We start from the raw sequence: 24,840 nt of genomic DNA, 5'->3' as shown, positions 1-24,840 counted from the left end.
AAGTTCAGTGGAAGGAGGTTGGTAAAAAGTGGTGGAACCGTATTAGGATTTGCAGCCCTGGCTATACAGCTGCACGTGCGTGTCTACCGACTTGTAAGTGGCGCCCAGGGTCTTACACAGCAAACCTAAGTTGCTGAATAACTGATCTTTTTGCAGCACAACGCTTACTGTGCAGTTTGCTAATGCTACCTTATCGTAGAGAATTTCTACCCCGTAGGCCCGTTCCAGGGTGGCAATCACGTCGGCCACGGGCTGGTCGTCGAAGGAAAGGGTAGACGGCGGCGTGAGCAAGGCGGGCTGCGCCACCAAATCCTTGTGCAGCTCGTGCGCCGTTGGCGAATACACTGCCTGCTGATTAGGCAGCAGCTCCACGGCGGCGGGTACGGCCGCCACGGTGGCTGTTGCCAGCTTACGGGGCTCCACGCGTACTTTGCCACGCAACACCTGCACCCGCGTATTGGGCTGGTCAGCGTAGGCTTGCACCGTGAAGCTGGTACCCAGCACGGTGGTCAGCATTTGCTCGGTGTATACCTCAAACGGCTGCTGCGGATTATGAAACACATCAAACGTAGCCTCGCCCGACAAAAACACCTGCCGACGGGCCGCCACAAAACGGCGCGGGTAACGCAAGCGGCTGCCTGAGGCTAGCACCACGGTGCTGCCATCGGGTAGGGTAAGCCGGCCGGGCGCGGTGCGTACGGTCCACTCCGTTTGGGCAGTGGCCACCTCCGGCGCGGTAGGCGCAACCCAGGAGTTAGGGAGCTGTTGGAGTGCTGCCAGACCTATGCCCAGGGCCACAACGGCCGCCGCGGCCCAGCGGGCGGGGGCGCACACGTACCATGGTTTGGGGGCAGCAGTTAGTGGGATGACCGGCGTTTCTAGGCCGGTTTGCTGGGCAATGCGGGCCCATAATGCACGCTGCACTGCTTCCCGCTCCTGCACAGTTAGGGGGGAGCTGGGGGGCACGTGCTGTTCCAGGGCAGCGTACCAGTGCTCTACTTCGCGCTGCTCGGCGGGCGTGCATTCGCCACGCTGGTACCGCTGCAATAAGGTTTGAAAGTACGCGTCTGGCATAAAAGGAGCCTTGGTTTGCTCCTATAGTCGAACAACCGCGCTTTTACCCTGGTGCCGACATAAAAAAACCTGATGCTTCAACACGCATCAGGCGGTAGATCAACAAATAACCAGCTGATTATCAGTATAAACTATTCAATAAAAATTTTTACTTTATCAACCAAAAAAAAGGAAACAAGGCCAAAAAATCTTTCAACCGAACGCGCAATAGCTTTAGGGCGCGTGTTAGATGATACTCCACCGTTTTGGGCGACAAGTGCAATTGATCAGCAATTTCTGCTACGCTCTGGTGCTCCAGCCGGCTCAACCGAAATACCTCCCGCGTCGACTCGGGCAATTGGGTGATGCTTTCTTCCAGGGCCATTGACAGGTCGTCGGCCGCTACCAGCTCCTCAGTGCTTCTGTCCAGCGATAGCGGCTGCATCTGCCGGTAGCTCAGGTAGCCCGCATGGGTGGTGCGCACCCGTAGGTAGTCGATAATCCGGTATTGCAGGGCTTTGGTTAGATAATGAGGTAGCTTTTCGATGTGGCTGCTGGCGCGCTTGTGCCACAGTGCCGTAAACAGGTCCTGCACCAGTTCCTCGGCGGCCTCGCGCGAGCCCAGCTTGCGCTGCGCGGTGCTAAACAGGGGCCACCAATACCGCTCGTATATCTCTGCAAACGCCCGCGCGTCCCCGTCGCGCAGCGCCTGCACCAGGGCTGCGTCGTCGGATGTAGCGTGGGAGTTTGGGAGCATAGGGCAGTGAAAAATGGGAGGATGATCCTGGGGTAAGCATCAGATTTACAGCGCATAGCTCATAATCGGCCATGTAAATGTATTGTTGATAACAGCACACCCATAAAAAAGATACCCGCGCCGGGTGCCGGCGCGGGCCTGTAATCTTAGGTTTCGCTAAGGTAGGTTTTGAAGCCTATCAGCTGTCCGTCGGCCGTCTTACCCAGCGCGTACACCGTGATGCGTGGTCCCTTGCCCAGGCGGTACACCTGCGTGTCATCCAGCTCCTGCTTCAAAAACATCTGCAATGCTTTGAAGCGGTTGGCGGCTTTTACCGAACCCTGTGGGCCATTGTCAGCAGTTTGCTGACGCAAAAAGACCGTCAGTTCCTGCGTTTCTACGGGCTCCTCGGCGGGGGCGCCTACCAGCTCGCGCACGGTTTCCGGTGTTAGTTCGGCCTCGGGCGCAGGGTAGCGCACAGGTTCCAGAGGGGCTTCGGTTTCGGCTACGTAGCGCAGGCCCTGCATGAGCTGGCGTAGCTGCGCGAAGGGCCCTTCGTTATCGGAGGCCGGAGCTGCCGCGGCTACGTTGCTGCCCACCGTTTCACGCTCGGCCTTGCTTTCCAGGGGCGGGGTGTGCGCTTCGCCTACCCCGCTGGCTTCGGCGGCCGGTACCTGGGCGGCAATGGCAGCGGCCAGCTCTTGCATACGCTCCTCGGGTACTTTAATCTTGGGGTTGGCGAAGTTCATATCCGCCACCTGGTTCATCGGAATCAGGTGGATGTGGGCGTGGGGCACTTCCAGCCCAATCACGGCTACCCCGATGCGCTTGCACGGCACCGCAGCCCGCACGCCCTTCGCCACGCGCTGGGCAAACAGGTGTAGCGCGGCCAGCTCCTGTGGGGGCAGATCAAAAATGTAGTCGGTTTCCTTTTTCGGAATCACCAGCGTATGGCCTTCCACCAGGGGCGTGATGTCGAGAAAAGCCAGGTGCGCGTCGTCCTCGGCTACTTTATAAGCCGGCAGCTCGCCGGCCACGATACGGGAGAAAATAGAAGGCATGTGGTGAAATGGTGAAATAGTGAGATGGTGAGTTGATGTGTACTATGCGCTTGCGGCACCTGTAGGACAGGTAAAACACCATGTCCAAAGTACGTGGGGAAACGCAAAAGGGCGAAGTCGGTGACTTCGCCCTCTTCTTCAAAAAACAGTAAGATAACGATACCATTAACTCACTATTTCACAAGTTCACCATCTCACCGCCTACCGGCTGATTTCCAGAATCTCGAATTGCAGCTTGCCAGCGGGCACGGTAATCTCGGCCGTATCGCCGGCCGACTTGCCCAACAGGCCTTTGCCGATGGGCGACTTCACGGAGATTTTGCCGGCGGCCAGGTTGGCTTCTTCCTCGGCTACCAGCGTGTAGTCGAGCACCATGCCGTTTTTCAGGTTTTTCAGCTTCACTTTGCTCATGATGAGCACTTTGCTGGTGTCGAGGTTGCTCTCGTCGAGCAGGCGGGCGTTGCCCACAATTTCTTCCAGCTTGGCTATTTTCAGCTCCAGCAAACCCTGGGCTTCCTTGGCGGCATCATATTCGGCGTTTTCGCTCAGGTCACCCTTGTCGCGGGCTTCGCGCAGGTCGTCGGCCGCTTTAGCCCGACCACGAATTTTCAGGTCTTGCAACTCGTCTTTGAGTTTCTGCAAGCCTTCGGGGGTATAATAATTAACAGTAGCCATGTCGGGTTGGTGGATTAGCTAAAAAAACAAGGAGAACGGTCAGCAGCGCCGACCGTTCTCCGAAACAGGTTTCCTGCAAATATACACATTCGCCGCAAACCAAGCACGGGCGCCGGCCCGGTGCGGTAGCAGCGGCTCCTTGCTCCTACCCCGCGTGCCGGCGCAGAAAATCGTGGATTTTGCGCGTCAGCACCTCGTTGATGCGGTGGTAGGACTGATGCGTCCAGCCGCCGATGTGGGGCGTAAATACCACATTGGGGTCGGCCTCCAGGGCATCGAGGGTAGCGCGCTGGGCGGGCGTGAGGGTGGCGAGCTTTTCGTTTTCGAGCACGTCGAGGCCGGCGCCGCGCACGTGGCCGGTAGCCAGTTGGCGCACCAGAGCGGCGTGGTCCAGCACCTCGCCCCGCGCCGTGTTCAGCAGCCAGATCGGGTGTTGAAAACCGACCAATAACGCTTCGTTCACAAAATGATGATTGGCCGCCGAGTAGGGAATGTGCAGGCTCAGCACCTCGGCGCGTTGCTGCAACTCGGTTAGCGACACGAGGGTAGCATACTGGTCGGGGGCACAGTTGGGGTCGTGGTCGTAGGCCAGCACGGTGCAGCCGAAGCCCGACAGGCGCCGGGCAAAGGCCTTGCCCATATGGCCGTAGCCAATCAGGCCGATAACCTTGCCGCCTACCTCCTCGCCGCGGTTGGCCTCGCGCCGCCACTGCCCAGCGCGCACCTCACGGTCGGCCCGCCCGATGTTGCGCAGCACACTCAGCAGCAGCCCCACGGCAAACTCGCCCACGGCATCCTGGTTGCCCTCGGGGGCGTTCAGCAGCGTTACGTTGACCGCGGCCAGGGCTTCCTCATCAATATTATCGACGCCGGCACCGGCGCGGGCCACCCAGCGCAGGGCCGGGCCATGCGCCAGCAGCGCCGCCGTAACGCGCAGCTTGGAGCGCACCATCAGGCCGTCATAAGGGTGCGCAGCCAGGGCGGCGGGCACCTCAGCGGCGGTGAGGTCGGGGCGGTAGTGCAGCTGCACCCCAATTTCTGCCAGCATGTCGGGCAGACTGGGGTGCATTTCGTCGATGCAGAGGCAGGTTTTCAATTAAGAAATGAAAATTAAAAATGGAGGATGCTTTACGTAGAGGCGGGGCTATTTATACGCTTGTCATCCTGAGCGGAGCGAAGGACCTTCTCACGTTAGCACGAATCGTTGTGACGCCTGTCGTTCTCACGTCATAAGGTCCTTCGCGCTGCTCAGGATGACAGATTGCAGGGTTTACTGCTTGTGCTGCTCCACCCACTTCGTCAGTTCCACGAACTGCTCTACCCCCAGCTGCTCGGCGCGCTTGTCGAACACGGCGTCTGTAGTAGCTTCGGCAGGCATACCAAAAGGTTTGAGGGCGTTGCGCAGGGTTTTGCGGCGGGTCTGAAAAGCCTGCTTCACAACTTGGAAAAAAAGCTTTTCGTCGCAGCCGAGGTGCTCGGTGGCGTTGCGGGTGAGGCGAATCACGGCCGACTGCACTTTAGGCGGTGGGTTGAACACGTGCGGCGGCACCGTGAACAGGTATTCCACTTCGTAAAACGCCTGCAACAGCACGCTCAGGATGCCGTAGGTTTTGGTGCCAGGGCCTTCGGCCAGGCGGTCGGCCACTTCCTTCTGAATCATGCCCACTACCTCGCGCACCTGCTGCCGGTGGGCCAGCACCTGGAAGAAAATCTGGCTGCTGATGTTGTAGGGAAAGTTGCCAATGATGCTCAGCGGCTCGCCGGGGAACAACTCCTGTAGGTCCTGGCGCAGGAAGTCGGCGGAGATGATGCGGTTTTCCAGCGTCGGAAAGTGCTGCTGTAGGTAGGCCACCGATTCGCGGTCAATTTCCACTACCGAGGTGCGGTAGGCGGGGTTTTGTAGCAGCGTGCCGGTGAGCACGCCCATACCGGGGCCAATTTCGAGTACCTCGCGCACGCCGTCGGGTAGGCGGAGCGCCTCCACGATGCGCCGGGCAATGTTGGGGTCGGCCAAAAAATGCTGACCTAAGTGTTTTTTGGCTCTAACAGAATCCACGGGCGGAGCGTTTAGGGAAAAGGCCGGGCAAAGTGCCTACCTTGCGAATCGCCAAAGATACGCCCGAAACCGCCGTTTTGCGCGGCTCTGCTGTTCTGGCTTTCGACTTTCAGTACTTCTCCTACTGTCTTTATGTCTCTCCAACTCGCCTACGCCTCCACGGCGCCCAACGCTTCCGACACCGTTTTCATCCTGCCGGCTGGCACCACCACGCTGCCCGATGCCGCCGCTACCGACCTGCCCGAGGCCGCCCGGCAGTACGTCAACGACCAGCTGGCCGTCGACAGCAAGCTCATCAGCGTCAACCACTTCACGCACCAACACTATTTTGTGGTGGTGGCCAACAAGCCCACGCCAACCCTCACGGCCGAGGCCCTACGCAAAAGCGGTCATCAGCTGCACGCCCGCCTGAAAACCGATAAGGTAGCCACGCTCTACGTGCAGGACCTGACCGCCGACACCACCGGCGCCCTACCCCTCGCGGAGGGCATCGCTCTGAGCGCCTACCAGTTTGCGGGCTATAAGACCGACGAGAAGTCGCAGCAAGCGCCTACCCTGACGCAGCTCTACCTTACTGGTTCAGCCTTCACGACTCAGCTGGTCCAGGAGCTGCAAGCGGTAGTCGAAGGCGTGTTCCTGGCCCGCGACCTAGTGAACGCACCGTATAATAAGCTCAACGCTACGCAGTTTGCTGAACGCATGGCCGCGGCGGGCGAAGAAGCCGGTTTCCAGACCGAAATCCTGGATTTGGTGCGCATTGAAGCCTTGCGTATGGGCGGCCTGTTGGGCGTGAACCAAGGTTCGCCCGAGCCGCCTACCTTCACTATTATGGAGTACAAGCCCGAGGGTGCTACCAACAACAAGCCGTTTGTGCTGGTGGGCAAGGGCGTGGTGTACGACACGGGCGGCCTCAGCCTGAAGCCTACCCCCAACAGTATGGATATGATGAAGTGCGACATGGCCGGCGGCGCGGCCGTGGTGGGCACGCTCTACGCCCTGGCCAAAAACCAGGTGCCGCTGCACGTCATCGGGCTGGTGCCGGCCACCGACAACCGCCCCGGCGGCCCCGCCTTCGCCCCCGGCGACGTGCTAACCATGTACAGCGGCCTAACCGTGGAAGTGCTGAACACCGACGCCGAAGGCCGCCTGATTTTGGCTGATGCCCTGGCCTTCGCCAAGAAATACGACCCCGCCCTGGTCATCGACATGGCCACCCTCACCGGGGCCGCCGCCCGCGCCATTGGTCAGGAGGGCATTGTGGGTATGGGTACCACCGACGACTACATGCAGCAGCTCCAGCAGTCGGGCCGCCGCGTGCACGAGCGCGTGGTGGAGTTTCCGCTGTGGGAGGAGTACGCCGAGCATATCAAGTCTGATATTGCCGATATCAAAAACCTGGGCCGCGCCGAGGCAGGAGCCATTTCGGCGGGCAAGTTCCTGGAGCGCTTCGCCGAGGGCTACCCCTGGATTCACCTCGACATTGCCGCCCCCGCCTACCTCATGGCCCCCGACAGCTACCGCGGCAAGGGTGGCACCGGCACCACCGTGCGCCTGCTCTACGATTTCCTGAAAGCGCAGGCGTAAGCAGCTTTCTAGTAGTTAGTCATTGAAAATCGTCTGTCATCCTGAGCGGAGCGAAGGACCTTATCACGTTTGCACGACTGACGTAACAACGTCCTGTTCTCGTGTGATAAGGTCCTTCGCAAGCTCAGGATAACAGACGATTGGTTAACCCACGGAAATCAAAAACTCACAACTTCACTCCTCACAACTTCACCATTTCCATGAGCCACCTACCCCGCATCGGCATTTCCGTTGGCGATTTGGCCGGCATCGGGCCGGAAATTATTTATAAGACCTTCCTCGATACGCGCCTGCTGAAGTTCTGCACGCCCGTGGTGTATGGCATGGCCACGTCGCTGTTCGACGATTTTCCGGTGGATGAGCAGGTAGGACCGCTCACGTTCCGGCAGGTGCGCTCGGCCGCTGACATCGACCCAGGCAAGCTCAACGCCGTGACGTGCTGGGACGAAGACTTCGTGCTCACGCCCGGCCAGCCTACCCAGGCCAGCGGCACGGCCGCCCGCGAGTCGCTGGTGGCTGCCTGCCGCGACCTGAAAGCCGGCCTGCTCGATGGCCTCGTGACGGCGCCCATCAGCAAGGAAAACACGCAGTCCGACAAGTTCCGCTACCCCGGCCACACCGAGTTCCTCACCAGCTTCTTCGGGGCGCCCGAGAGCCTGATGCTGCTCGCCAGCGACGACCTGCGCGTGGCTACCCTCACGGGGCATATCCCATTGAAAGACGTGGCTACCCGCGTCACGCCCGAGCTGCTGCGTACCAAACTGCAAATCCTGCTGAACTCGTTGCGGCAGGATTTCGGGATTGAGAAACCACGTGTGGCGGTGCTCGGCCTGAATCCGCACGCTGGCGAAAATGGCCTGCTGGGCACCGAGGAAGGCAAAATCGTAGCGCCCGTTATTCAGCATTTTTTGCAGGAAGGCCACCTCGTGTACGGCCCCTACCCTGCCGATGGCTACTTCGGCACGGGGCAGTACCACCAGTTTGATGCTACGTTGGCGCTGTATCACGATCAGGGTTTGATTCCGTTTAAAACGCTGGCCTTCGAGCGGGGCGTGAACTACACCGCCGGCCTACCCATTGTGCGCACCTCCCCCGACCACGGCACGGCCTATGGCCTGGCCGGTCAGTTCCGCGCCGACCCTACCTCCTTCCGCGAAGCCTTATATATGGCCTGCAACCTGGTGCGCCAACGCGCCGGGCAAGTAGTGGTGTGGTAGCCGCCGCCAGATACAGGACACTACCGGATAGTTTGTGCCCGGCCGATTAGGTACTTTACCTAATCGGCCGGGCACGGCTTTTTCACTCATTTCTCTGCTATTTCCAGTGAAGTTATTCCTCGTATTGCTCCTGCTCCTGAGCAAATTCTGCGCGCCGCTCGCCTTGGCCCAAACAGCACCGCAGAAGCAGATCCAGTACCTCTCCGGTCGCGACAACCGCCCCACCGTGCAGTGGAATTTTTACTGCACCGGCGGGCGCAAAAGCGGTTTTTGGACCAAAATAGCGGTGCCCTCGTGCTGGGAGCAGCAGGGTTTTGGCGCCTATAACTACGGCCGCGACTACAAAACCTACGGCAAGAACTTCCGCTTCGCCGACGAGCAGGGCAAGTACAAGCACACCTTCCGGGTGCCAGCCGGCTGGCAGCAGAAGCGGGTGTTTATCGTATTCGAAGGCTCGATGACCGATACCGAAGTCAAATTAAACGGGCAGCTGGCCGGCCCTATTCACCAGGGCGCGTTTTACGAGTTCAAGTACGACATCACCGACAAACTGCGCCTCGCCGGCCAGGAAAACCTGCTGGAAGTGACGGTGAGCAAGATGTCGGCCGATCAATCCGTAAACAACGCCGAGCGGCTGGCCGACTACTGGGTGTTCGGCGGGATTTTCCGGCCCGTATATCTGGAGGCCTACCCCCAGCAGTTCGTCACGCGCACGTCCATTGATGGGCAGGCCGACGGCCGCTTCGGGATGCAGGCCTACCTGCGCAACGTGCCGGCCAACACGCAGGTGCAGGCCGAAATTCTGGACGCGTCGAGCAACGTTGTGGGTACGGCGCAAGCCACCACGGCTGCCAACGATACGGTGGTGACGCTCCGCACCACCGTGCGCAAACCCTTGCAGTGGACCTCAGAAACGCCCCATCTGTACCACGTACGCACCACGCTGAAATCGAACGGCAACACGCTGTACCAGACCACCGACAAGTTTGGGTTTCGCACCATTGAAATCCGGCGGGTCAAGGGCATCTTCGTGAACGGCACGCAGGTGAAGCTGAAGGGCACCAACCGCCACAGCTGGTGGCCCGAAACCGGCCGCACCCTCAACGACTCCATTCAGCTGGCCGATGTGCGTCTCATCAAGCAGATGAACATGAACGCCGTGCGCATGTCGCACTACCCGCCCGACGTGAAGTTCCTGGACCTCTGCGACTCGCTGGGCCTCTACGTGCTCGACGAGCTGGCCGGCTGGCAGAAGGCGTACAGCACCAAAGCCGGCACGCCGCTGGTGCGCGAAATGGTGACCCGCGACGCCAACCACCCCAGCATCATCTTCTGGAGCAACGGCAACGAGGGCGGCACCAACAAGGAGCTGGACGATGATTTTGCCTTCTACGACTTCTCCCGCCGGCCCGTCATCCACGCCCACCACCGCCCCGGCAATGAACACAACGGCATCGACACCAACCACTACGAGAACTACTACAGCACCGAGAAAATCCTTCAGGACTCCCTCATTTACATGCCCACCGAGTTTCTGCACTCGCAGGACGACGGCGGCGGTGGCACCGCCCTGGCCGATTTTTGGGAGCTGCACTGGAAGTCGGCGCGCTCGGGCGGGGGGTTTCTGTGGGCACTGGTAGATGAGGGCATCGTGCGCACCGACCAGCGCGGCATCATCGACGTGAACGGCGTGAACGCGCCCGACGGCGTGGTGGGGCCGCACCGCGAGAAGGAAGGCAGCTTTTACGCTATTCGCGACATCTACTCGCCTATCAAAATCAACCTAACGGAGCTGCCGGCCAAGTTCAAAGGCACCGTGCCGGTAGAAAACCGCTACCATTTCCTGAACCTGAGCCAGTGCGCGTTCCGGTGGGAACTGGTGAATTTCCGCAAGCCCACAGACCCCTTCACGGGATATATAAGCCAGCAGAAAGGCACTACTAAGAGCCCTGCCGTGGCGCCACTGGCTACTGGCCAGCTCCGGCTGGACTTACCCAAAAACTGGCAGCAGTACGACGCCTTGGTGCTTTCGGCCTATGACCCGCAGCAAAACCTGGTGCAGCGCTGGACCTGGAAAACCGGCTCCAACATGCAGCTGCTTATGGGCGTGCTCCCTACCCCCGCCAAGGGCGCGGTACAAGCCACCGAAACCGACTCGACGCTGACGCTGACGGCCAGCAACATCAGCGTGACCTTCAACAAAACCAACGGCCACGTGACGGGCATCAAGGGCAACAACGGCTCCACGCTCTCCTTCGCCAACGGCCCGGTGCTGGTGAGCGGCACGGCGGCCTTTCAGGGCCTCACGCACCGCCCCGAGGCCGACGGCGAAGTGGTGGAAACCCGCTACACCGGCGACCTGAAAGCCGTGCGCTGGAAAATGCATGGCTCTGGCTGGTTGCAGCTCGATTATGAATACGCCCTGCCGGCCGGCGACTATCCATTTGAGGGCATCACCTTCACCTACCCCGGAAACTACGTCCTTGGGGCCAAATGGCTGGGCAAAGGCCCCTACCGCGTCTGGAAAAACCGCTTGCAGGGTGTGGGCCTCAACGTGTGGGAAAACCCTTACAATGATACCCAAACCGGCGCCGCCCCCTGGATTTACCCCGAGTTTAAGGGCTATTTTGCCGATGTGGTGTGGCTGGAGATGAACACCGTGGAGGGTAAGTTCCTGGTTGCCAGTCCCGGCCCTGGCCTCTACGTACGCCGGTTCGAGTTCTATGGGCTGTCGGGTGTGAAGCCGTTTCCGGCGCTGCCCGTTGGCAATCTGTCGTTTCTGGATGCCATTCCGCCGCTCGGCACCAAGCTAGCCCTCAATATCGACACTAACACGTCCAACCTGGGCCCGAGTGGCGAGCTGAACCACGTACGCCCCGGCGATGCGTCAAAGAAACGCACGCTTTACTTCTACTTCGGCCTACCCCAAACCGACAGTAAGCCTCAGCCCTATACCGCTCCAGTGAAGGACGAGTTATTCTAAGCTCAGCCCATACTTATCTAATGAGGCGGTTTTCGCGTTGGAATTGCGAAATGAAACAACGGCGGTATCCGTTCGATAAGTGAGTTGCGTTGCTCTGCCGCAACTTTCTACCTTGTATTCGAATAAATATTTATTACACAACATTTTGCTTTATAGCGTGTTACAGCACCCACAACACATATAAATCTTTCCAAAATCGAAACTTTATTTCGCGTCTGAAATTTATTCACGACCTTTGCGCCAGCTTTTACAACCTGGTTGCTTTTCAGTCGCATGACCCTCTCCACTCCCGCTCAATATCGCCAAGCGCTACGCCGCCTGGATGCGCTGCTGGCGGTGGCCGATGCCGGGGAGGAAACGCAGGCACTGGTAACGGCACTGGCGCAGTACGAAACCCGACTACAACACCTGCCCAGCCTACCCGTTACGCTGGCCGAAATGATTGAGCTGAAGCGTCAGCATTTGCAGCTCAAGCAAAAGGAGCTGGCGCAGCTGCTGGAGGTACCGGCCGGCCGGTTGTCGCAGATTTTGAGCGGCAAGCGACGCGTGACGTTGGATTTGGCTAAAAAGCTCTACGAACGTTTGGGCATCAGTCCGGAATTCATTCTAAAAACTGCCTAAGCCACTTTCTGCGTCTACTGGCCCTTTTATAAACCGCAGAAATCTTTCTACTTTTGCCCCCTGCTATTTAGTCGACTGTGAAAAAAGACTCTCAATTTGACCTCAACATCGCCAAACTGGCGAATAAGATGCATCATTATGCATTTGAGTTGGGGCCGGACTTCTTCGCCCGATTCGATCAGCAGTTGATTCAGGAAGGCAACCTGCACGTAGACTTGGACCTACTCAAGACGGACCGTCTGCTGACCCTCGACTTTCACATCAAAGGCACCGTACAGGTTACCTGCGACCGGAGCTTGGACGATTTCGATCAGCCTATTGATGTGCAGCGGCAGTTGCTGGTGCGCTTCGGCGATACCTACGCTGATCTGGACGAGGACGTGTTGCAAATCACGCCTGACACGCAGGTATTACCCATTGCGCAGCACCTGTTTGACTATATCGGCTTGGCTATTCCAATGAAGAAGCTGCACCCACGCTTCCAAAACGAGCCCGACGAAAATCCTGATGCCGACAGCAAACTCATCTTCACAACCCGCACTGAGGGCGACGATGATGAGGATGACGACTTCACCGACCCCCGCTGGAACGCGTTGCGCAACCTGAATTAAGCGCTAGGTCATTCAACATTTAACACTTAACATTTAACATTTCAATACCATGGCTCATCCTAAGCGCCGCACCTCCTCCGCTGTACGCGACAAACGCCGCACCCACGACAAACTGACCCCCAAAGCCGTTACCGTTTGCCAGACCACCGGTGAGCTGCACCTGCGCCACAAGGCTTACGTAGTAGACGGCGACCTGTACCTGAACGGCAAAGTAGCTATTAAGGACTACGCTCCAGTAGCATCGGCTGCGGCCCCTACCGAAGACGAGGAATAGCCCACGCTACCCCTCGCCGCTGGCCCCTCCCGGCCGATTAACCTGACCTCTGACTTCCTTAACACCCGTTCATGAAGATAGCCCTGGACGCAATGGGGGGCGATTTTGCTCCCCAGGCTGCCGTCGATGGTGCCGTGCTGGCCGCGCAACAATTAGCCGGCAAAGCTCAAGTTGTGCTCATCGGCCAGGAAGAGGCTGTACGGCCGCTGCTCCAGCAACACGGTGCAGCGGCTGAAAGCCTGGCTTTTGTGCCAGCCACACAGGTCATTGCGATGGGTGAGCACCCGGCTAAGGCCTACCAGCAAAAGCAAGATTCGAGTATTGCTGTAGGCTACCGAATGCTGCATAGTGGTGAGGTAGATGCCTTTTGCTCGGCGGGTAGCACGGGCGCCATGCTGGTAGGTGCTATGTTTAGTGTAAAGGCCGTGCCAGGCGTGTTGCGCCCGGCCATTGCCAACTTTGTTCCGAAGCTGCACGGTGGCTACGGCATCTTTCTAGATGTAGGCGCCAATGCCGAATGCAAGCCCGAGATGCTGGAGCAATTTGGTGAATTGGGCTCTCTCTACGCACAATATGTATTAGGCATCACTACCCCTAAAGTGGGCCTGATGAATTTGGGCGAAGAAGAGGGCAAGGGCACTGCCCTGCTGCAAGCCGCTCACCAACTGCTGAAAGTCAACCCGCATATACACTTCATTGGCAATATAGAAGGGCGCGACCTGTTTAACGACAAGGCAGACGTGGTAGTATGCGACGGCTACACCGGCAACGTGATGCTGAAAATGGCCGAGTCGGTTTATGATATTCTGGTTGAGCGTCATATCGTAGATCCGTTCTTCGAGAAGTTCAACTACGAAGCCGCTGGCGGTAGCCCTATTCTAGGCATCAACGACAACGCGATTATTGGCCATGGCGTGAGCACACCCACTGCTATTTGTAGCATGCTGGTGCAAGGCTATCAAATGGCCCAATCTGGTATTTCTGATCAAATCAAAGCTACCTTCAAGTCTTAACAACAGCAGTCCGGCTCCGGCCGGACTTTGTGTTACCGCGCTTTCCTCACCCCACAGATGAAGATAACTGCCGCCATCACCGGAGTTGGGTCCTACGTACCCGATTATGTGCTTACGAACAAAGAACTCGAAACACTGGTAGACACAACGGACGAGTGGATTGTAAGCCGAACCGGGATTCAGGAGCGACACATTCTGAAGGGTGAAAACCAGGGCACGTCGGTTATGGCTATTAAAGCCGTAGAACAATTGCTGGCCAAAACCGGTACTCGCGCCGAGGAAATCGATCTACTGATTTGCGCTACCACCACGCCGGATCTGGTTTTTCCGGCTACTGCCAATATTATTTCGGCGGCTATTGGCACCACCAAAGCATTTAGCTTCGACATGCAGGCTGCGTGCTCGGGCTTTTTGTATGCCCTCACCACAGGAGCGCAGTTTATCCAGACCGGTACGTACAAAAAGGTAGTGGTAGTAGGAGCAGATAAAATGTCGAGCATCATCGATTATACAGACCGCTCTACCTGTATCATTTTTGGGGACGGCGCTGGCGCCGTACTCCTCGAACCCACTACCGACGGCCTAGGCTTATTAGACCACGAGCTGCATTCCGATGGCCGCGGCGAGCAGCACCTGCACCAGAAAGCCGGCGGTTCACGCCGTCCGCCCTCTGCCGAAACGGTAGCTAACCGCGAGCATTTTGTCTACCAAGAAGGTGCGGCTGTCTTCAAATTTGCCGTGAAAAACATGGCCGACGTAGCCGCTCAGGTAGCCGACCGCAACCACCTTTCTGCCGACGACATTGCCTGGCTGGTGCCACACCAGGCCAACAAGCGTATCATCGACGCTACCGCCCAGCGCGTGGGCATCGGTCCAGAGAAAGTGATGCTCACTATTCACAAGTACGGCAACACCACCAACGCCACCATCCCGCTTTGCCTAGCCGACTACGAGCAGCAGCTTCGTAAAGGCGACAACCTCATTTTTGCTGCCTTCGGGGGTGGCTTTACATGGGGCGCGCTATACCTGAAATGGGCATATGACGGCGCTTCGCGCAATTAGGGATTAACGATTGAAGTACTAACTGACTGTCCAAAGTAATTTTTACCTAACAGCAAGTCAGTTCTTGCTTCTTACTTTAATTCTTAATTTTTACTCCTTAATTCCTAATTAAAACCATGGCTACTACCGCAGACTTCCGCAACGGGCTCGTGCTGAACTACAACGGCGACCTGCACGTCATCACTGAGTTTCAGCACGTGAAACCCGGCAAAGGACCGGCTTTCGTGCGCACCAAAATGCGCAACATCAAAACCGGCAAAACGCTAGATAACACGTTTAATGCTGGAGTAAAGGTGGAAACTGCTCGTGTGGAGCAGCGCCCGCACCAGTACCTATTTCAGGACGACTACGGCTATACCTTCATGGACAATGCTTCATTTGAGCAGGTAGTACTGCCCGAGGCGATGGTGCCGTTTGCCGATTTGATGAAGGAAGGCCAAGAGGTAACTATCCTGTTTCATGCTGAAACCGAGCAACCTCTCACAGCCGAGCTACCTACTACGGTTGATTTGGTAGTAACTTACACCGAGCCTGGTTTGCGCGGTGATACAGCAACCAATACCCTCAAGCCGGCCACTGTAGAAACAGGTGCCCGCATTCAAGTACCGCTATTTATTGATACCGACACCAAAATCCGCATCAAGACCAGCGACTACAGCTACGTCGAGCGGGTTAAGTAATTCTGCCAGCAACTCCACCCTACCGTGCTCATGAAAGCCAAAGAACTACAAGACCTCATCGACTTCATTGCCAAATCGGGCCTGAACAAAGTCAACATTGAAACCGAGGAATTTAAAATCTCGGTTCAGCGCGAGCCCAGCTACAAGCCGGTAATTAGCAGCGCTGCTCCGGCGCCAGCGGCTCCGGCCGCCCCCGCTCCGGCAGCAGCCCTACCTACCGCTCCTGCTCCAGCAGCACCTGCAGCGGCGGCAGTTCCAGCCTCAGAAGCTGCGCCCGCCACGGGTGGCAACTACCAGTCGCTGAAGGCGCCCATGATTGGCACCTTCTACCGCAGCAGCAGCCCCGAAGCACCCATGTTTGTACAGGTAGGCGACCAAGTTGAGAAAGGCCAGGTAATCTGCATCATCGAAGCCATGAAGCTATTCAACGAGATTGAAGCCGAGCAGGCTGGCCGCGTGGTGAAGATTCTGGTCGACAACGCTACCCCCGTTGAATACGATCAGCCACTGTTCCTGATTGAGCCAATGTAATTGCTGGGGTCTTAGGGTCTTGGGGACTTAGAGTCTTGGTTTTGCTGCCAGCTCTAAGTCCGCAAGACCCTTTCTTTTTTCCAAGACCCCAAGCTCCTAAGACCCTAAGACCCCACTCATGTTTAAGAAAATCCTCATTGCGAACCGGGGCGAAATTGCCCTGCGAATTATTCGCACCTGTAAGGAAATGGGTATCAAGACGGTAGCCGTGTACTCGACTGCCGATAAAGACAGCCTGCACGTGCGCTTCGCCGATGAAGCTGTGTGCATCGGGCCGCCTACCTCGTCGCTATCCTACCTGAACATTCCAAGTCTGATTGCGGCCGCTGAGATTACCAATGCCGACGCCATTCACCCTGGCTACGGCTTTCTTTCAGAAAACGCGGAATTCTCGCGCATCTGCCAGGAAAACGGTATCAAGTTCATTGGGGCCTCGCCTGAAATGATCAATCAGATGGGTGATAAGGCCTCGGCTAAAGCGACCATGATCAAGGCTGGTGTGCCGTGCATTCCGGGCTCTGTAGGCCTGCTCGATTCACTGGAGCAGGGCAAAAAGGTTGCTACCAAGATTAAATACCCGGTTATTCTGAAGGCTACAGCCGGCGGCGGTGGACGCGGTATGCGTATCATCAACTCGGAAGAGGAGTTTGAAAAGGCCTGGAACGACGCTCGCACGGAGGCCAAAGCGGCCTTCGGCAACGATGGTGTGTACCTGGAGAAGTTTGTAGAAGAACCGCGTCACATCGAAATTCAGGTGTGCGGTGACCAGTACGGCCACGTGTGCCACCTCTCGGAGCGCGACTGCTCCATCCAGCGCCGTCACCAGAAGCTGGTGGAGGAAGCCCCCTCGCCCTTCATGACCGACGAGTTACGCGAGCGGATGGGCAAGGCAGCCATTGCTGGTGCCTCGGCTATTGGCTACGAAGGGGTAGGGACCATTGAGTTTCTGGTTGACAAAAACCGGGATTTCTACTTCATGGAGATGAACACCCGCATTCAGGTGGAGCACCCCGTGACGGAGGAAATCATCAACTACGACCTCATCAAGGAGCAAATCAAAGTAGCCGCCGGCATCTCAATTTCGGGTAACAATTACTACCCCCAGATGCACGCGATGGAGTGCCGCATCAATGCCGAGGACCCCACGAATGGCTTCCGCCCTTCGCCCGGCAAGATCACGACGCTGCACATTCCCGGCGGCCACGGCGTGCGCGTGGATACGCACGTATATGCGGGCTACACCATTCCGCCCAACTACGATTCGATGATTGCCAAGCTCATCACCACGGCCCAAACCCGCGAGGAGTGTATCGTGAAGATGAAGCGCGCCCTCTCGGAGTTTGTAGTGGAAGGCGTGAAAACGACTATTCCGTTTCACTTGGCCTTAATGGACAACCAGAACTTCCGGGACGGTGATTTCACCACGAAGTTCCTGGAAACGTCGTTCGACTTTTCGACCCTATAGGTCGTTTTGCAAGCCCGATAAAGAAGCGCCGAAGGAGTTCCTTCGGCGCTTCTTTGCGTTTAATCTGCGTATTTTACGCTGTATACCTTATTTCGCTTTATGCCTACCCTACCCGACTACACGCGCCGCTATACCGTGGAGGAATACTTTGCGCTGGAAGAAGTGTCGGATATCCGGCATGAGTACTACCACGGCGAAATTTTTCCGTTGGATGGTCCGCAGGCTATGGCGGGCGCTACCTTCGCGCATAACACCATCAAGCAGAACTGTGTGATTGCGCTACGGCTGGGATTACGCGGTAAGGGCTGCCGGGTATTTGACGAGAATGTTCGCCTGCGCATTAACGCCGACGACCATTTCACATATCCCGATGTAATGGTCACCTGCGCGGAAGAAGATCAGCTGGAAACTCGTATTGTACAACACCCTACTCTACTAATTGAGGTGCTATCGAACTCCACGGAACTGCGCGACCGAAGTTGGAAATTGCAACAGTATCAGCTTCTACCATCGTTGCGCCAATACGTGTTGATCTCTCAGAAGCGGGTGTTTGTAGAAAGTTATTTGCTAAATGAGCGAGGCGCCTGGGAGCTCACCATGTTGCGTCAGTCGCAGGAGATTCTATATTTCCCTTCTCTTCATTTGCGCATGACAGTAGCCGAAGTATACGAGGAAGTTGGGCTACCCCCACTGCATTTAGCTGAAACTATTTCTTAACCCTGCGCACTACCCTCAATCTCCTGCACCAGCTCGCCGTACCACGCCTCGCCATACTTCCGAATCAGCGGCTCTTTCAGGAACTGGTACACGCGCACGCCTAGCTCGCCGCCGAATGCGCAGGCCGGATTGCAAATGCCCCACCGGTCGTAGTTCAGCGCTTCAAAATCCTCGTATTTGCTGATACGGATGGGGTAGAGATGGCAGCTAATGGGCTTTTTGAACGTGGTAGCCCCAGCCAGGTAGGCCTGCTCGATGCCGCATTTCAGGATGCCGCGCTCGTCGTAGAGGGCGTAGGCACACTCCCGGTCGTTGATGGTAGTGGTGCTGAAGTCGCCTTCCCAATCTTTGATATAAAGGCCTTGTTGCTCAATGGCTTCGCGGCCGGCTTCGGTGAGGTAGGGCTTAATGGCCTCGTATTCCTGCTCCAGAATGCGCAGCTCGCCTTCTTCCAGGGGGGCGCCCAGGTCTCCCTCTACGCAGCAGGCACCCTTGCAGGCTTCCAGGTTGCACACGAAAAAGTTGTCGCGCACGTCGTCGGAGATGACGGTATTTTGAATGATGATCATGGCGTGGTGGCCGCTGAAGTTCCCGGAGGTAGGCGACGCGTGTAAACAGCACTACACTTGCGAAACGCGACGCAGAATTAAAAGACAAAGATAACTATTCGCCCGCGGCTTCGGGCTACAACAGGTGATGCAATGCGGCTTCGGTTAGCTCGCACTGGCGCTGGTAGGCGTAGGTGCGGACGGCCTCATGCTGGGCACGCTTCCCCATTTCCTGCGCTTCTTCTGGCTGTTGCAGGCACCAACCTACGGCTATAGTCCAGGCAGCGGTATCACCCAGCGGGTAGAGCAGGCCCGTTTCCTGTTCTGTCAGAATTTCGCGGGTGCCGCCGGTTGCAGCGGCCACAATGGGTAGCCCCGCCGCCATGGCCTCAATGGTGACCATACCGTAGGTTTCGTTGACCGAGGCCACCAAGAACACATCGAGGGCGCGGTATACTACCTGCGGTTGGTCGGTGAAGGCACGAAGATGCACGCAGGAAGTCAAACCCAATGCAGCTATTTGCTCTATCACGGCTACTCGGTAGTGACTGGCCGCTTCTTGGTTTCGGGTGGCCTCGCCCACCAACACTAAGTGCAGCTCTTGGTTCGGAAACTGTTGTCGCAGGTGGTGAAAAGCGTCTACTACGAACTGCTGCCCCTTGCCTTCATCGAAGCGACCAATCAGGCCGAGCAGTTGGCCTGTGGCCGGTAATTGAAGCTCTTCGCGCGCCTGCTGCGAAGTGAGACCCGGATGTAGAAAACGGTCTAGCTCAATCCCGAGCGGTACTACATGCACGCGGCGCATATCCATGTGGGTCTTCTCCCCTACCTGCTGGGCCAGACCAGGCAGCGGGGTCAGCCAAGCATCCAGCGCCCGGTAGCGCCAGGTGTGGATCAAGTCGCGTTTAGATAAGCCCAACTGCATGTGTTGCTGATACACCAACCGCACGTGCGGCGCCAGCCACCGCTTGCAAAGCACGGCCAGCGGCAGATCCTGGTTTTGCGTCACAATGAGCACGCGGGCACCGTGCCGTCGCAATGCGGTGCGCAACCGCCAGGCAGCGGGAACATCCACGGCGCGTAGGGGGTTGGATAGAAAGCAAACAGGTATTCTCTGCTGCTGTGCCTGCGCCGCCAGCGGCGTCCCTACCGACGCAATGAGCTGCACGGGCCAGCCACGTTCGAGCAACCAGCCGGCTAGCTTAACGGTGTTGATTTCCAGACCACCCCAACTGGCCGAAAGACACAGAATGGCCAGCGGAACCGGTGTGGGAGCGTTGGCAAGACCAGCAGCAGACATAGAGCGGAAAGGCAAGGGCACAAGCGAAAAAGAACCGCAAAGATACTTCGTTTCGTCTGCCGCCCGCAAAGCCGTATCTTTGCTAACCCGCCAAAACGCTTAGCTTTTCGCATGGCCTTAGATTATCTTTCTTTACTGAACCCTTCGCAGGGCGCCGCGGTGATGCAGACCGAGGGCCCGTGCATGATTATAGCCGGCGCCGGTTCCGGCAAAACGCGTGTGCTTACGTATCGCATCGCCAACCTGCTCGAAAAAGGCGTCGATTCGTTCAACATTTTAGCCCTCACCTTCACCAATAAAGCGGCCCGCGAGATGCGGGCGCGTATTGAGAAAGTGGTAGGCCCCGAGGCCAAAAACCTCTGGATGGGCACGTTTCACAGCATCTTCGCCCGTATTCTGCGCTCTGAGGCCGACAAGCTGGGCTTTCCGCGCAGCTTCACGATCTATGACACCCAGGACTCGAAAACGCTAGTAGGCCAAATCCTGAAAGAGCTGGAGCTGGACGACAAGCTCTACAAGCCTGGTATGGTACTGGGCCGAATTTCTGCCGCCAAAAACAAGCTGATTTCGGTGCAGCAGTACCTCAACGACCCGGCCATTCGGGCCGACGACGAGGCGGCATTGCGGCCCAAGATTGGCGTTATCTACCAGCAGTACCAGCAGCGCTGCTTCAAGGCTGGTGCTATGGACTTCGACGATTTGCTGTACCAGACCAACGTCCTGTTCAAAGACCACCCCGATGTGCTGAACAAGTACCAGAACATCTTCAAGTATGTGATGGTCGACGAGTATCAGGACACCAACTACTCGCAGTACCTCATCACACGGAAGCTGGCGGCCAAGGAGCGCAACATTTGCGTGGTAGGCGACGATGCCCAGAGTATTTACGCCTTCCGAGGTGCTGATATTCAGAATATTCTGAATTTCGAGAAAGACTACCCCGAGTTGCAGGTGTTTAAGCTGGAGCAGAACTACCGCTCTACCAAGAACATTGTGCGGGCGGCCAACTCGGTCATCAAAAACAACCAAGCCCAGCTGCGCAAAGACGTTTTCTCGGATAACGAAGAAGGCACGCTGATTGAGGTGCTCAAGGCGGCTTCTGATAACGAGGAAGGCAAGCTGGTGGCGCAAAGCATCTACGAGGACAAGATGAACCAGCATCTGTCCTACGACGATTTTGCCATCCTGTACCGCACCAACGCCCAGAGCCGCGCCATGGAAGAATCCCTGCGCAAGCTCAACATCAAGTACAAGATTGTGGGCGGCTTGAGCTTCTACCAGCGCAAGGAAATCAAGGACTTGGTAGCCTACCTGCGCCTCACGGTGAACCCCAACGACGAGCAGGCCCTGCGCCGCGTGATTAACTACCCCAAGCGCGGCATCGGCGACACCACCATTGCCAAGCTGGTGGAAGCGGCCGAGCAAAGCAACCACTCCTTGTGGGAAGTGGTGAGCAACGCCGACCAGTTCCTACCCGCGCGCGTGTCCAATCCGGTGGTGGGCTTCGGAGAAAAAATCAAGGAGTACACCGCCAAAGCGGCCATCCACGATGCGTACGAAGCCGCCAAGCAGATTGCCAAGGAGTCGGGCATGATTGAGGAATTGTACGCCGATAAAAGCATTGAGGGCTTGTCGCGCTACGAGAATATTCAGGAATTGCTGAACGGGATTAAAGCGTTTGTGGAAGACCCCGAGCGCGAGGAAAAGTCGCTGGGCGCGTTTTTGCAGGATATTGCGCTGGTGACGGACGCCGATACCAAGGACGCGCAAGCTGAAGGCGAGCAGGTGACGCTGATGACGATTCACTCGGCTAAGGGTTTGGAGTTTCGCAACGTGTACATCGTGGGCATGGAGGAAAACCTATTTCCCAGCCAGATGATGATTACCTCGCGGGCCGACCTGGAGGAGGAGCGCCGCCTGTTCTACGTGGCCATCACGCGGGCCGAAAAGAAGCTCACGCTCAGCTACGCTACCTCGCGCTACCAGTGGGGCAACCTGCGTAGCTGCGAGAAAAGTCGTTTCCTGGACGAAATCGACCCGCAGTTTGTTGACTTCAAGTTTGCCGCCACGCCGGCCGGACCAGGTGCGGGCGAGTCGTCGTTTGGGCACGTGTTTGAACGGCGCTCCAACCTTGTGCCACCCGCTCCGCGTAAAACCGTCGCTACCAAATACGTAGCGCCTTCCGATTTCAAACCTTCTGACACCAGCAGCCTGCAGCCGGGCCAACGCGTAGAACATCCTAAGTTCGGCTTTGGCACCGTAGCCAAACTCGAAAAGCAGGATGGCACTACCAAGGCAACTATCAAATTTGAGGAGGTAGGCGAGAAAACGCTACTCCTGAGTTTCGCGAAGCTGCGCGTGCACTAGGGAAATGTTGAGTTGAAAACTCAACATTTCCCTACCGTATATTTAACCTCGAATTGCACTAAATCGGAGTAGGGCATTTCTTGACTGGCGCACGGCAACCGCTGTGCGCTAGGTGTATTTCCTACCCTCCGGTTGTTTTCTTTCCTCATGACTATCCCTACCGAACATAATTTGCTGGTGCGCGAGTACGGCCAGAGCACCTATGAGCTGGTGCAACAGCTGCGTACTATTGAAGACCGCGACGAGCGCACCCGCCGCGCTCAGCAGTTGGTACAGCTGATGTTGCGCCTGCAACCCAGCTTGCGCGACCAGCAAGACGTGCAGCAAAAGCTTTGGAACCACCTCTACATCATGGCCGGCGAGGAGCTGGACGTGGACGCGCCCGTAACCCTGCAAGGCACGCTCAACCAGGCCAAACCCGCCCGCGTCCCCTACCCTGCCAAAGCTCCCAAACTCAAGACCTATGGCCGCGGCGTGGAGCTGATGATTGAACAGGCATCGGCGTTGGAAGACCCCACCGAGCGCGAGCAAGCGGCCATCACCATCGGGCGCACCATGAAGTTTCTATACCGCTCCTACAATAAGGAAAACGCCAAGGATGTGACCATCCTGAAGCACCTGAAGGAGTTATCGGGGGGCAAGCTCACGCTCGATCCGGCACAGGTAGATGCGCAAAACCTATTTGAATTTACCACCAACGGCCGCCCGGTACCCTTTATCGTACCGCAGCCCCGCAACGACCGTAACGACCGGCGCGGTGGTTCCGGCAACAACAACCGCCGCGATAAGCAGCGCGGCCGCGGTAAAAAAGGTCGTCAGGAGCCGCAACAGCCACCACAGTAAGCTTTATTGTTAGCTGTTGGCTAATGGCAGTTAGCTGTTAGCTTTGTTCCCTCAATTTCTCTCCCAACGCTTTAAAAAGCTAATAGCTGACAGCCATTAGCTACTAGCTCCTAGAACATGGCATCTTTTGAAGTAATCGGCGGCCAGCCCCTGAAAGGCGAAATCATCCCGCAGGGCGCCAAAAACGAAGCGCTCCAGATTTTGTGCGCCGTGCTGCTCACCGCTGAACCCGTTACCATTAGCAACATCCCCGACATCCGCGACGTGAACAAGCTCATTGAGCTGCTGCGCGATATGGGGGTGAAAGTGGGTAAGATTGGCGTTGACACCTACGTATTTCAGGCCGACGACGTGCACCTGGACTACCTCGATACCGAAGCCTTCGTGGCCCAGGGTAGGGCGCTGCGCGGCTCTGTAATGATTCTGGGACCCATGCTGGCCCGTTTCGGTAAGTGCCAGCTACCCCGCCCCGGCGGCGACAAAATTGGCCGTCGGCCGCTGGATACGCACTTTGTGGGTCTCGAAAAGTTGGGTGGTAAGCTCACACTGGAAAGCAACGACTTCTACCGCATCAGCACCGACGGCAAGCTGCAAGGCACCTATATGCTGCTGGATGAGGCCTCCGTAACGGGAACCGCTAACCTGGTAATGGCCGCTGTGCTGGCCGAAGGCACCACCACCATCTACAACGCTGCCTGTGAGCCCTACCTCCAACAGCTGTGCAAGATGCTAGTCCGCATGGGCGCCAAGATTAACGGCATCGGCTCCAACCTGCTCACCATCGAAGGTGTAGAAAGCCTCGGCGGCACCGAGCACCGCATGTTGCCCGATATGATCGAAATTGGCTCTTTCATTGGCTTAGCAGCCATGACGGGCTCCGAAATCACCATCAAGAACTGCCAGATTGCGGAGTTGGGTCTGATTCCGGACACGTTCCGCAAGCTGGGTATCAAGCTGGAATTTCGGGATGATGACATTTACATTCCGGCCCAGGAGCACTACGAAATCAACACCTACCTCGACGGTAGCATCCTGACCATCTCGGACCACACTTGGCCTGGCCTCACACCCGACCTGCTCAGCATCATTCTGGTAGTGGCAACCCAAGCCAAAGGCACGGTGCTGATTCACCAGAAAATGTTTGAGTCGCGCTTGTTCTTCGTGGATAAGCTCATCGATATGGGCGCGCAGATTATCCTCTGCGACCCGCACCGCGCCACCGTTATCGGGCTGGATAAGCGCACGCGTCTGCATGGCATTACCATGACCTCACCCGACATCCGGGCTGGGGTAGCGCTGCTTATTGCGGCCCTGTCGGCCGAAGGCCGCAGCGTGATTGAGAACGTGGAGCAAATTGACCGTGGCTACCAGAACATCGATAAACGCCTGACGGCGCTGGGCGCGCAACTGCGCCGGCTGTAAGGGTAGAGCCCTACCCATAAC

General features: G+C 57.4%; 23 protein-coding genes. 15 read left to right on the top strand and 8 right to left on the bottom strand.

The window, feature by feature from the left end:
- Positions 1 to 42 precede the first annotated feature (42 nt).
- The 6 genes from H8B15_RS00875 to rsmA all read right to left on the bottom strand — a co-directional run bounded on the left by H8B15_RS00875 (position 43) and on the right by rsmA (position 5,581).
- On the bottom strand, positions 43 to 1,074 hold the full coding sequence (locus H8B15_RS00875) for a FecR family protein (RefSeq protein ID WP_187317764.1): 1,032 nt from the start codon (positions 1,072 to 1,074) through the stop codon (positions 43 to 45).
- A 148-nt stretch (positions 1,075 to 1,222) separates the two neighbouring features.
- A complete protein-coding gene (locus H8B15_RS00870; RefSeq protein WP_187317763.1) occupies positions 1,223 to 1,810 on the bottom strand; it encodes an RNA polymerase sigma factor in 588 nt (195 codons plus the stop codon).
- 146 nt (positions 1,811 to 1,956) lie between these two features.
- The gene (locus H8B15_RS21220) at positions 1,957 to 2,850 is read right to left on the bottom strand and encodes a nuclease A inhibitor family protein (RefSeq protein ID WP_187317762.1); all 894 of its coding nucleotides are present in this window, start codon (positions 2,848 to 2,850) and stop codon (positions 1,957 to 1,959) included.
- 201 nt (positions 2,851 to 3,051) lie between these two features.
- On the bottom strand, positions 3,052 to 3,525 hold the full coding sequence (gene greA / locus H8B15_RS00860; RefSeq protein WP_185283340.1) for a transcription elongation factor GreA: 474 nt from the start codon (positions 3,523 to 3,525) through the stop codon (positions 3,052 to 3,054).
- A 145-nt stretch (positions 3,526 to 3,670) separates the two neighbouring features.
- Entirely contained in the window at positions 3,671 to 4,621 is a 951-nt protein-coding gene (locus H8B15_RS00855) for an NAD(P)-dependent oxidoreductase (RefSeq protein WP_246455261.1), read from the bottom strand.
- Between the two features lie 174 nt (positions 4,622 to 4,795).
- Positions 4,796 to 5,581, bottom strand: coding sequence for a 16S rRNA (adenine(1518)-N(6)/adenine(1519)-N(6))-dimethyltransferase RsmA (gene rsmA, locus H8B15_RS00850; RefSeq protein WP_187317761.1), 786 nt, complete (start codon positions 5,579 to 5,581; stop codon positions 4,796 to 4,798).
- A gap of 132 nt (positions 5,582 to 5,713) precedes the next feature.
- Between rsmA and H8B15_RS00845 the strand changes: the two genes are divergently transcribed.
- The 12 genes from H8B15_RS00845 to H8B15_RS00790 all read left to right on the top strand — a co-directional run bounded on the left by H8B15_RS00845 (position 5,714) and on the right by H8B15_RS00790 (position 18,339).
- Positions 5,714 to 7,165: a leucyl aminopeptidase family protein gene (locus H8B15_RS00845; protein ID WP_187317760.1), complete on the top strand. Its 1,452-nt coding sequence runs from the start codon at positions 5,714 to 5,716 to the stop codon at positions 7,163 to 7,165.
- Positions 7,166 to 7,365: 200 nt separating this feature from the next.
- Positions 7,366 to 8,382, top strand: a complete 1,017-nt coding sequence (gene pdxA / locus H8B15_RS00840; protein ID WP_187317759.1) for a 4-hydroxythreonine-4-phosphate dehydrogenase PdxA — start codon at positions 7,366 to 7,368, stop codon at positions 8,380 to 8,382.
- 106 nt (positions 8,383 to 8,488) lie between these two features.
- Positions 8,489 to 11,365: a glycoside hydrolase family 2 TIM barrel-domain containing protein gene (locus tag H8B15_RS00835; protein ID WP_187317758.1), complete on the top strand. Its 2,877-nt coding sequence runs from the start codon at positions 8,489 to 8,491 to the stop codon at positions 11,363 to 11,365.
- Positions 11,366 to 11,638: 273 nt separating this feature from the next.
- Positions 11,639 to 11,986, top strand: coding sequence for a helix-turn-helix domain-containing protein (locus H8B15_RS00830; protein ID WP_185283335.1), 348 nt, complete (start codon positions 11,639 to 11,641; stop codon positions 11,984 to 11,986).
- A gap of 77 nt (positions 11,987 to 12,063) precedes the next feature.
- The gene (locus H8B15_RS00825; protein ID WP_187317757.1) at positions 12,064 to 12,597 is read left to right on the top strand and encodes a YceD family protein; all 534 of its coding nucleotides are present in this window, start codon (positions 12,064 to 12,066) and stop codon (positions 12,595 to 12,597) included.
- A 49-nt stretch (positions 12,598 to 12,646) separates the two neighbouring features.
- Positions 12,647 to 12,871, top strand: a complete 225-nt coding sequence (gene rpmF, locus H8B15_RS00820) for a 50S ribosomal protein L32 (RefSeq protein WP_187317756.1) — start codon at positions 12,647 to 12,649, stop codon at positions 12,869 to 12,871.
- Between the two features lie 71 nt (positions 12,872 to 12,942).
- Positions 12,943 to 13,884: a phosphate acyltransferase PlsX gene (gene plsX / locus H8B15_RS00815; protein WP_187317755.1), complete on the top strand. Its 942-nt coding sequence runs from the start codon at positions 12,943 to 12,945 to the stop codon at positions 13,882 to 13,884.
- A 57-nt stretch (positions 13,885 to 13,941) separates the two neighbouring features.
- On the top strand, positions 13,942 to 14,946 hold the full coding sequence (locus H8B15_RS00810) for a beta-ketoacyl-ACP synthase III (protein ID WP_187317754.1): 1,005 nt from the start codon (positions 13,942 to 13,944) through the stop codon (positions 14,944 to 14,946).
- Between the two features lie 116 nt (positions 14,947 to 15,062).
- Positions 15,063 to 15,626 (top strand): elongation factor P, encoded by a 564-nt coding sequence (gene efp, locus H8B15_RS00805; RefSeq protein ID WP_187317753.1) that lies wholly within the window; start codon positions 15,063 to 15,065, stop codon positions 15,624 to 15,626.
- A gap of 30 nt (positions 15,627 to 15,656) precedes the next feature.
- Complete coding sequence (accB, locus tag H8B15_RS00800) at positions 15,657 to 16,157, top strand: acetyl-CoA carboxylase biotin carboxyl carrier protein (protein ID WP_187317752.1); 501 nt, start codon at positions 15,657 to 15,659, stop codon at positions 16,155 to 16,157.
- Between the two features lie 118 nt (positions 16,158 to 16,275).
- Positions 16,276 to 17,622, top strand: coding sequence for an acetyl-CoA carboxylase biotin carboxylase subunit (gene accC, locus H8B15_RS00795; protein WP_187317751.1), 1,347 nt, complete (start codon positions 16,276 to 16,278; stop codon positions 17,620 to 17,622).
- 99 nt (positions 17,623 to 17,721) lie between these two features.
- Positions 17,722 to 18,339 carry a Uma2 family endonuclease gene (locus tag H8B15_RS00790; RefSeq protein WP_187317750.1) on the top strand — a complete coding sequence of 206 codons (618 nt, stop codon included), beginning with the start codon at positions 17,722 to 17,724 and terminating at the stop codon, positions 18,337 to 18,339.
- Here H8B15_RS00790 and H8B15_RS00785 read toward each other — a convergent pair.
- Entirely contained in the window at positions 18,336 to 18,908 is a 573-nt protein-coding gene (locus H8B15_RS00785) for a DUF3109 family protein (RefSeq protein WP_187317749.1), read from the bottom strand. The two genes, H8B15_RS00790 and H8B15_RS00785, sit on opposite strands and share 4 nt — an antisense overlap.
- Before the next feature lie 115 nt (positions 18,909 to 19,023).
- Entirely contained in the window at positions 19,024 to 20,187 is a 1,164-nt protein-coding gene (locus tag H8B15_RS00780) for a glycosyltransferase family 4 protein (protein WP_187317748.1), read from the bottom strand.
- 111 nt (positions 20,188 to 20,298) lie between these two features.
- On the opposite strand from H8B15_RS00780, the gene H8B15_RS00775 reads away from it, so the two are divergent.
- The 3 genes from H8B15_RS00775 to murA all read left to right on the top strand — a co-directional run bounded on the left by H8B15_RS00775 (position 20,299) and on the right by murA (position 24,819).
- Entirely contained in the window at positions 20,299 to 22,554 is a 2,256-nt protein-coding gene (locus H8B15_RS00775; RefSeq protein ID WP_187317747.1) for an ATP-dependent helicase, read from the top strand.
- Between the two features lie 147 nt (positions 22,555 to 22,701).
- The gene (locus tag H8B15_RS00770) at positions 22,702 to 23,397 is read left to right on the top strand and encodes a DUF4290 domain-containing protein (protein WP_187317746.1); all 696 of its coding nucleotides are present in this window, start codon (positions 22,702 to 22,704) and stop codon (positions 23,395 to 23,397) included.
- A gap of 117 nt (positions 23,398 to 23,514) precedes the next feature.
- Complete coding sequence (gene murA, locus H8B15_RS00765) at positions 23,515 to 24,819, top strand: UDP-N-acetylglucosamine 1-carboxyvinyltransferase (RefSeq protein ID WP_187317745.1); 1,305 nt, start codon at positions 23,515 to 23,517, stop codon at positions 24,817 to 24,819.
- The last annotated feature ends 21 nt before the right edge of the window (positions 24,820 to 24,840 follow it).

The organism is Hymenobacter citatus (assembly GCF_014333615.1).
GTDB classification, from domain to species: domain Bacteria; phylum Bacteroidota; class Bacteroidia; order Cytophagales; family Hymenobacteraceae; genus Hymenobacter; species Hymenobacter citatus.
The sequence above is the reverse complement of the archived record's forward strand: the minus strand, read 5'-3'. Positions and strand labels throughout refer to the sequence as shown.

What these genes read in the sequence shown, in the direction of transcription:
- H8B15_RS21220 (WP_187317762.1), bottom strand. Translation starts at nt 2,850, where the DNA reads ATGCCTTCTATTTTCTCCCGTATCGTGGCCGGCGAGCTGCCGGCTTAT.
- H8B15_RS00870 (WP_187317763.1), bottom strand. Translation starts at nt 1,810, where the DNA reads ATGCTCCCAAACTCCCACGCTACATCCGACGACGCAGCCCTGGTGCAG.
- H8B15_RS00875 (WP_187317764.1), bottom strand. Translation starts at nt 1,074, where the DNA reads ATGCCAGACGCGTACTTTCAAACCTTATTGCAGCGGTACCAGCGTGGC.
- pdxA (WP_187317759.1), top strand. Translation starts at nt 7,366, where the DNA reads ATGAGCCACCTACCCCGCATCGGCATTTCCGTTGGCGATTTGGCCGGC.
- H8B15_RS00785 (WP_187317749.1), bottom strand. Translation starts at nt 18,908, where the DNA reads ATGATCATCATTCAAAATACCGTCATCTCCGACGACGTGCGCGACAAC.
- H8B15_RS00775 (WP_187317747.1), top strand. Translation starts at nt 20,299, where the DNA reads ATGGCCTTAGATTATCTTTCTTTACTGAACCCTTCGCAGGGCGCCGCG.
- murA (WP_187317745.1), top strand. Translation starts at nt 23,515, where the DNA reads ATGGCATCTTTTGAAGTAATCGGCGGCCAGCCCCTGAAAGGCGAAATC.
- accB (WP_187317752.1), top strand. Translation starts at nt 15,657, where the DNA reads ATGAAAGCCAAAGAACTACAAGACCTCATCGACTTCATTGCCAAATCG.
- plsX (WP_187317755.1), top strand. Translation starts at nt 12,943, where the DNA reads ATGAAGATAGCCCTGGACGCAATGGGGGGCGATTTTGCTCCCCAGGCT.
- H8B15_RS00810 (WP_187317754.1), top strand. Translation starts at nt 13,942, where the DNA reads ATGAAGATAACTGCCGCCATCACCGGAGTTGGGTCCTACGTACCCGAT.
- H8B15_RS00830 (WP_185283335.1), top strand. Translation starts at nt 11,639, where the DNA reads ATGACCCTCTCCACTCCCGCTCAATATCGCCAAGCGCTACGCCGCCTG.
- accC (WP_187317751.1), top strand. Translation starts at nt 16,276, where the DNA reads ATGTTTAAGAAAATCCTCATTGCGAACCGGGGCGAAATTGCCCTGCGA.
- H8B15_RS00780 (WP_187317748.1), bottom strand. Translation starts at nt 20,187, where the DNA reads ATGTCTGCTGCTGGTCTTGCCAACGCTCCCACACCGGTTCCGCTGGCC.
- H8B15_RS00790 (WP_187317750.1), top strand. Translation starts at nt 17,722, where the DNA reads ATGCCTACCCTACCCGACTACACGCGCCGCTATACCGTGGAGGAATAC.
- efp (WP_187317753.1), top strand. Translation starts at nt 15,063, where the DNA reads ATGGCTACTACCGCAGACTTCCGCAACGGGCTCGTGCTGAACTACAAC.
- rpmF (WP_187317756.1), top strand. Translation starts at nt 12,647, where the DNA reads ATGGCTCATCCTAAGCGCCGCACCTCCTCCGCTGTACGCGACAAACGC.
- H8B15_RS00845 (WP_187317760.1), top strand. Translation starts at nt 5,714, where the DNA reads ATGTCTCTCCAACTCGCCTACGCCTCCACGGCGCCCAACGCTTCCGAC.
- greA (WP_185283340.1), bottom strand. Translation starts at nt 3,525, where the DNA reads ATGGCTACTGTTAATTATTATACCCCCGAAGGCTTGCAGAAACTCAAA.
- H8B15_RS00770 (WP_187317746.1), top strand. Translation starts at nt 22,702, where the DNA reads ATGACTATCCCTACCGAACATAATTTGCTGGTGCGCGAGTACGGCCAG.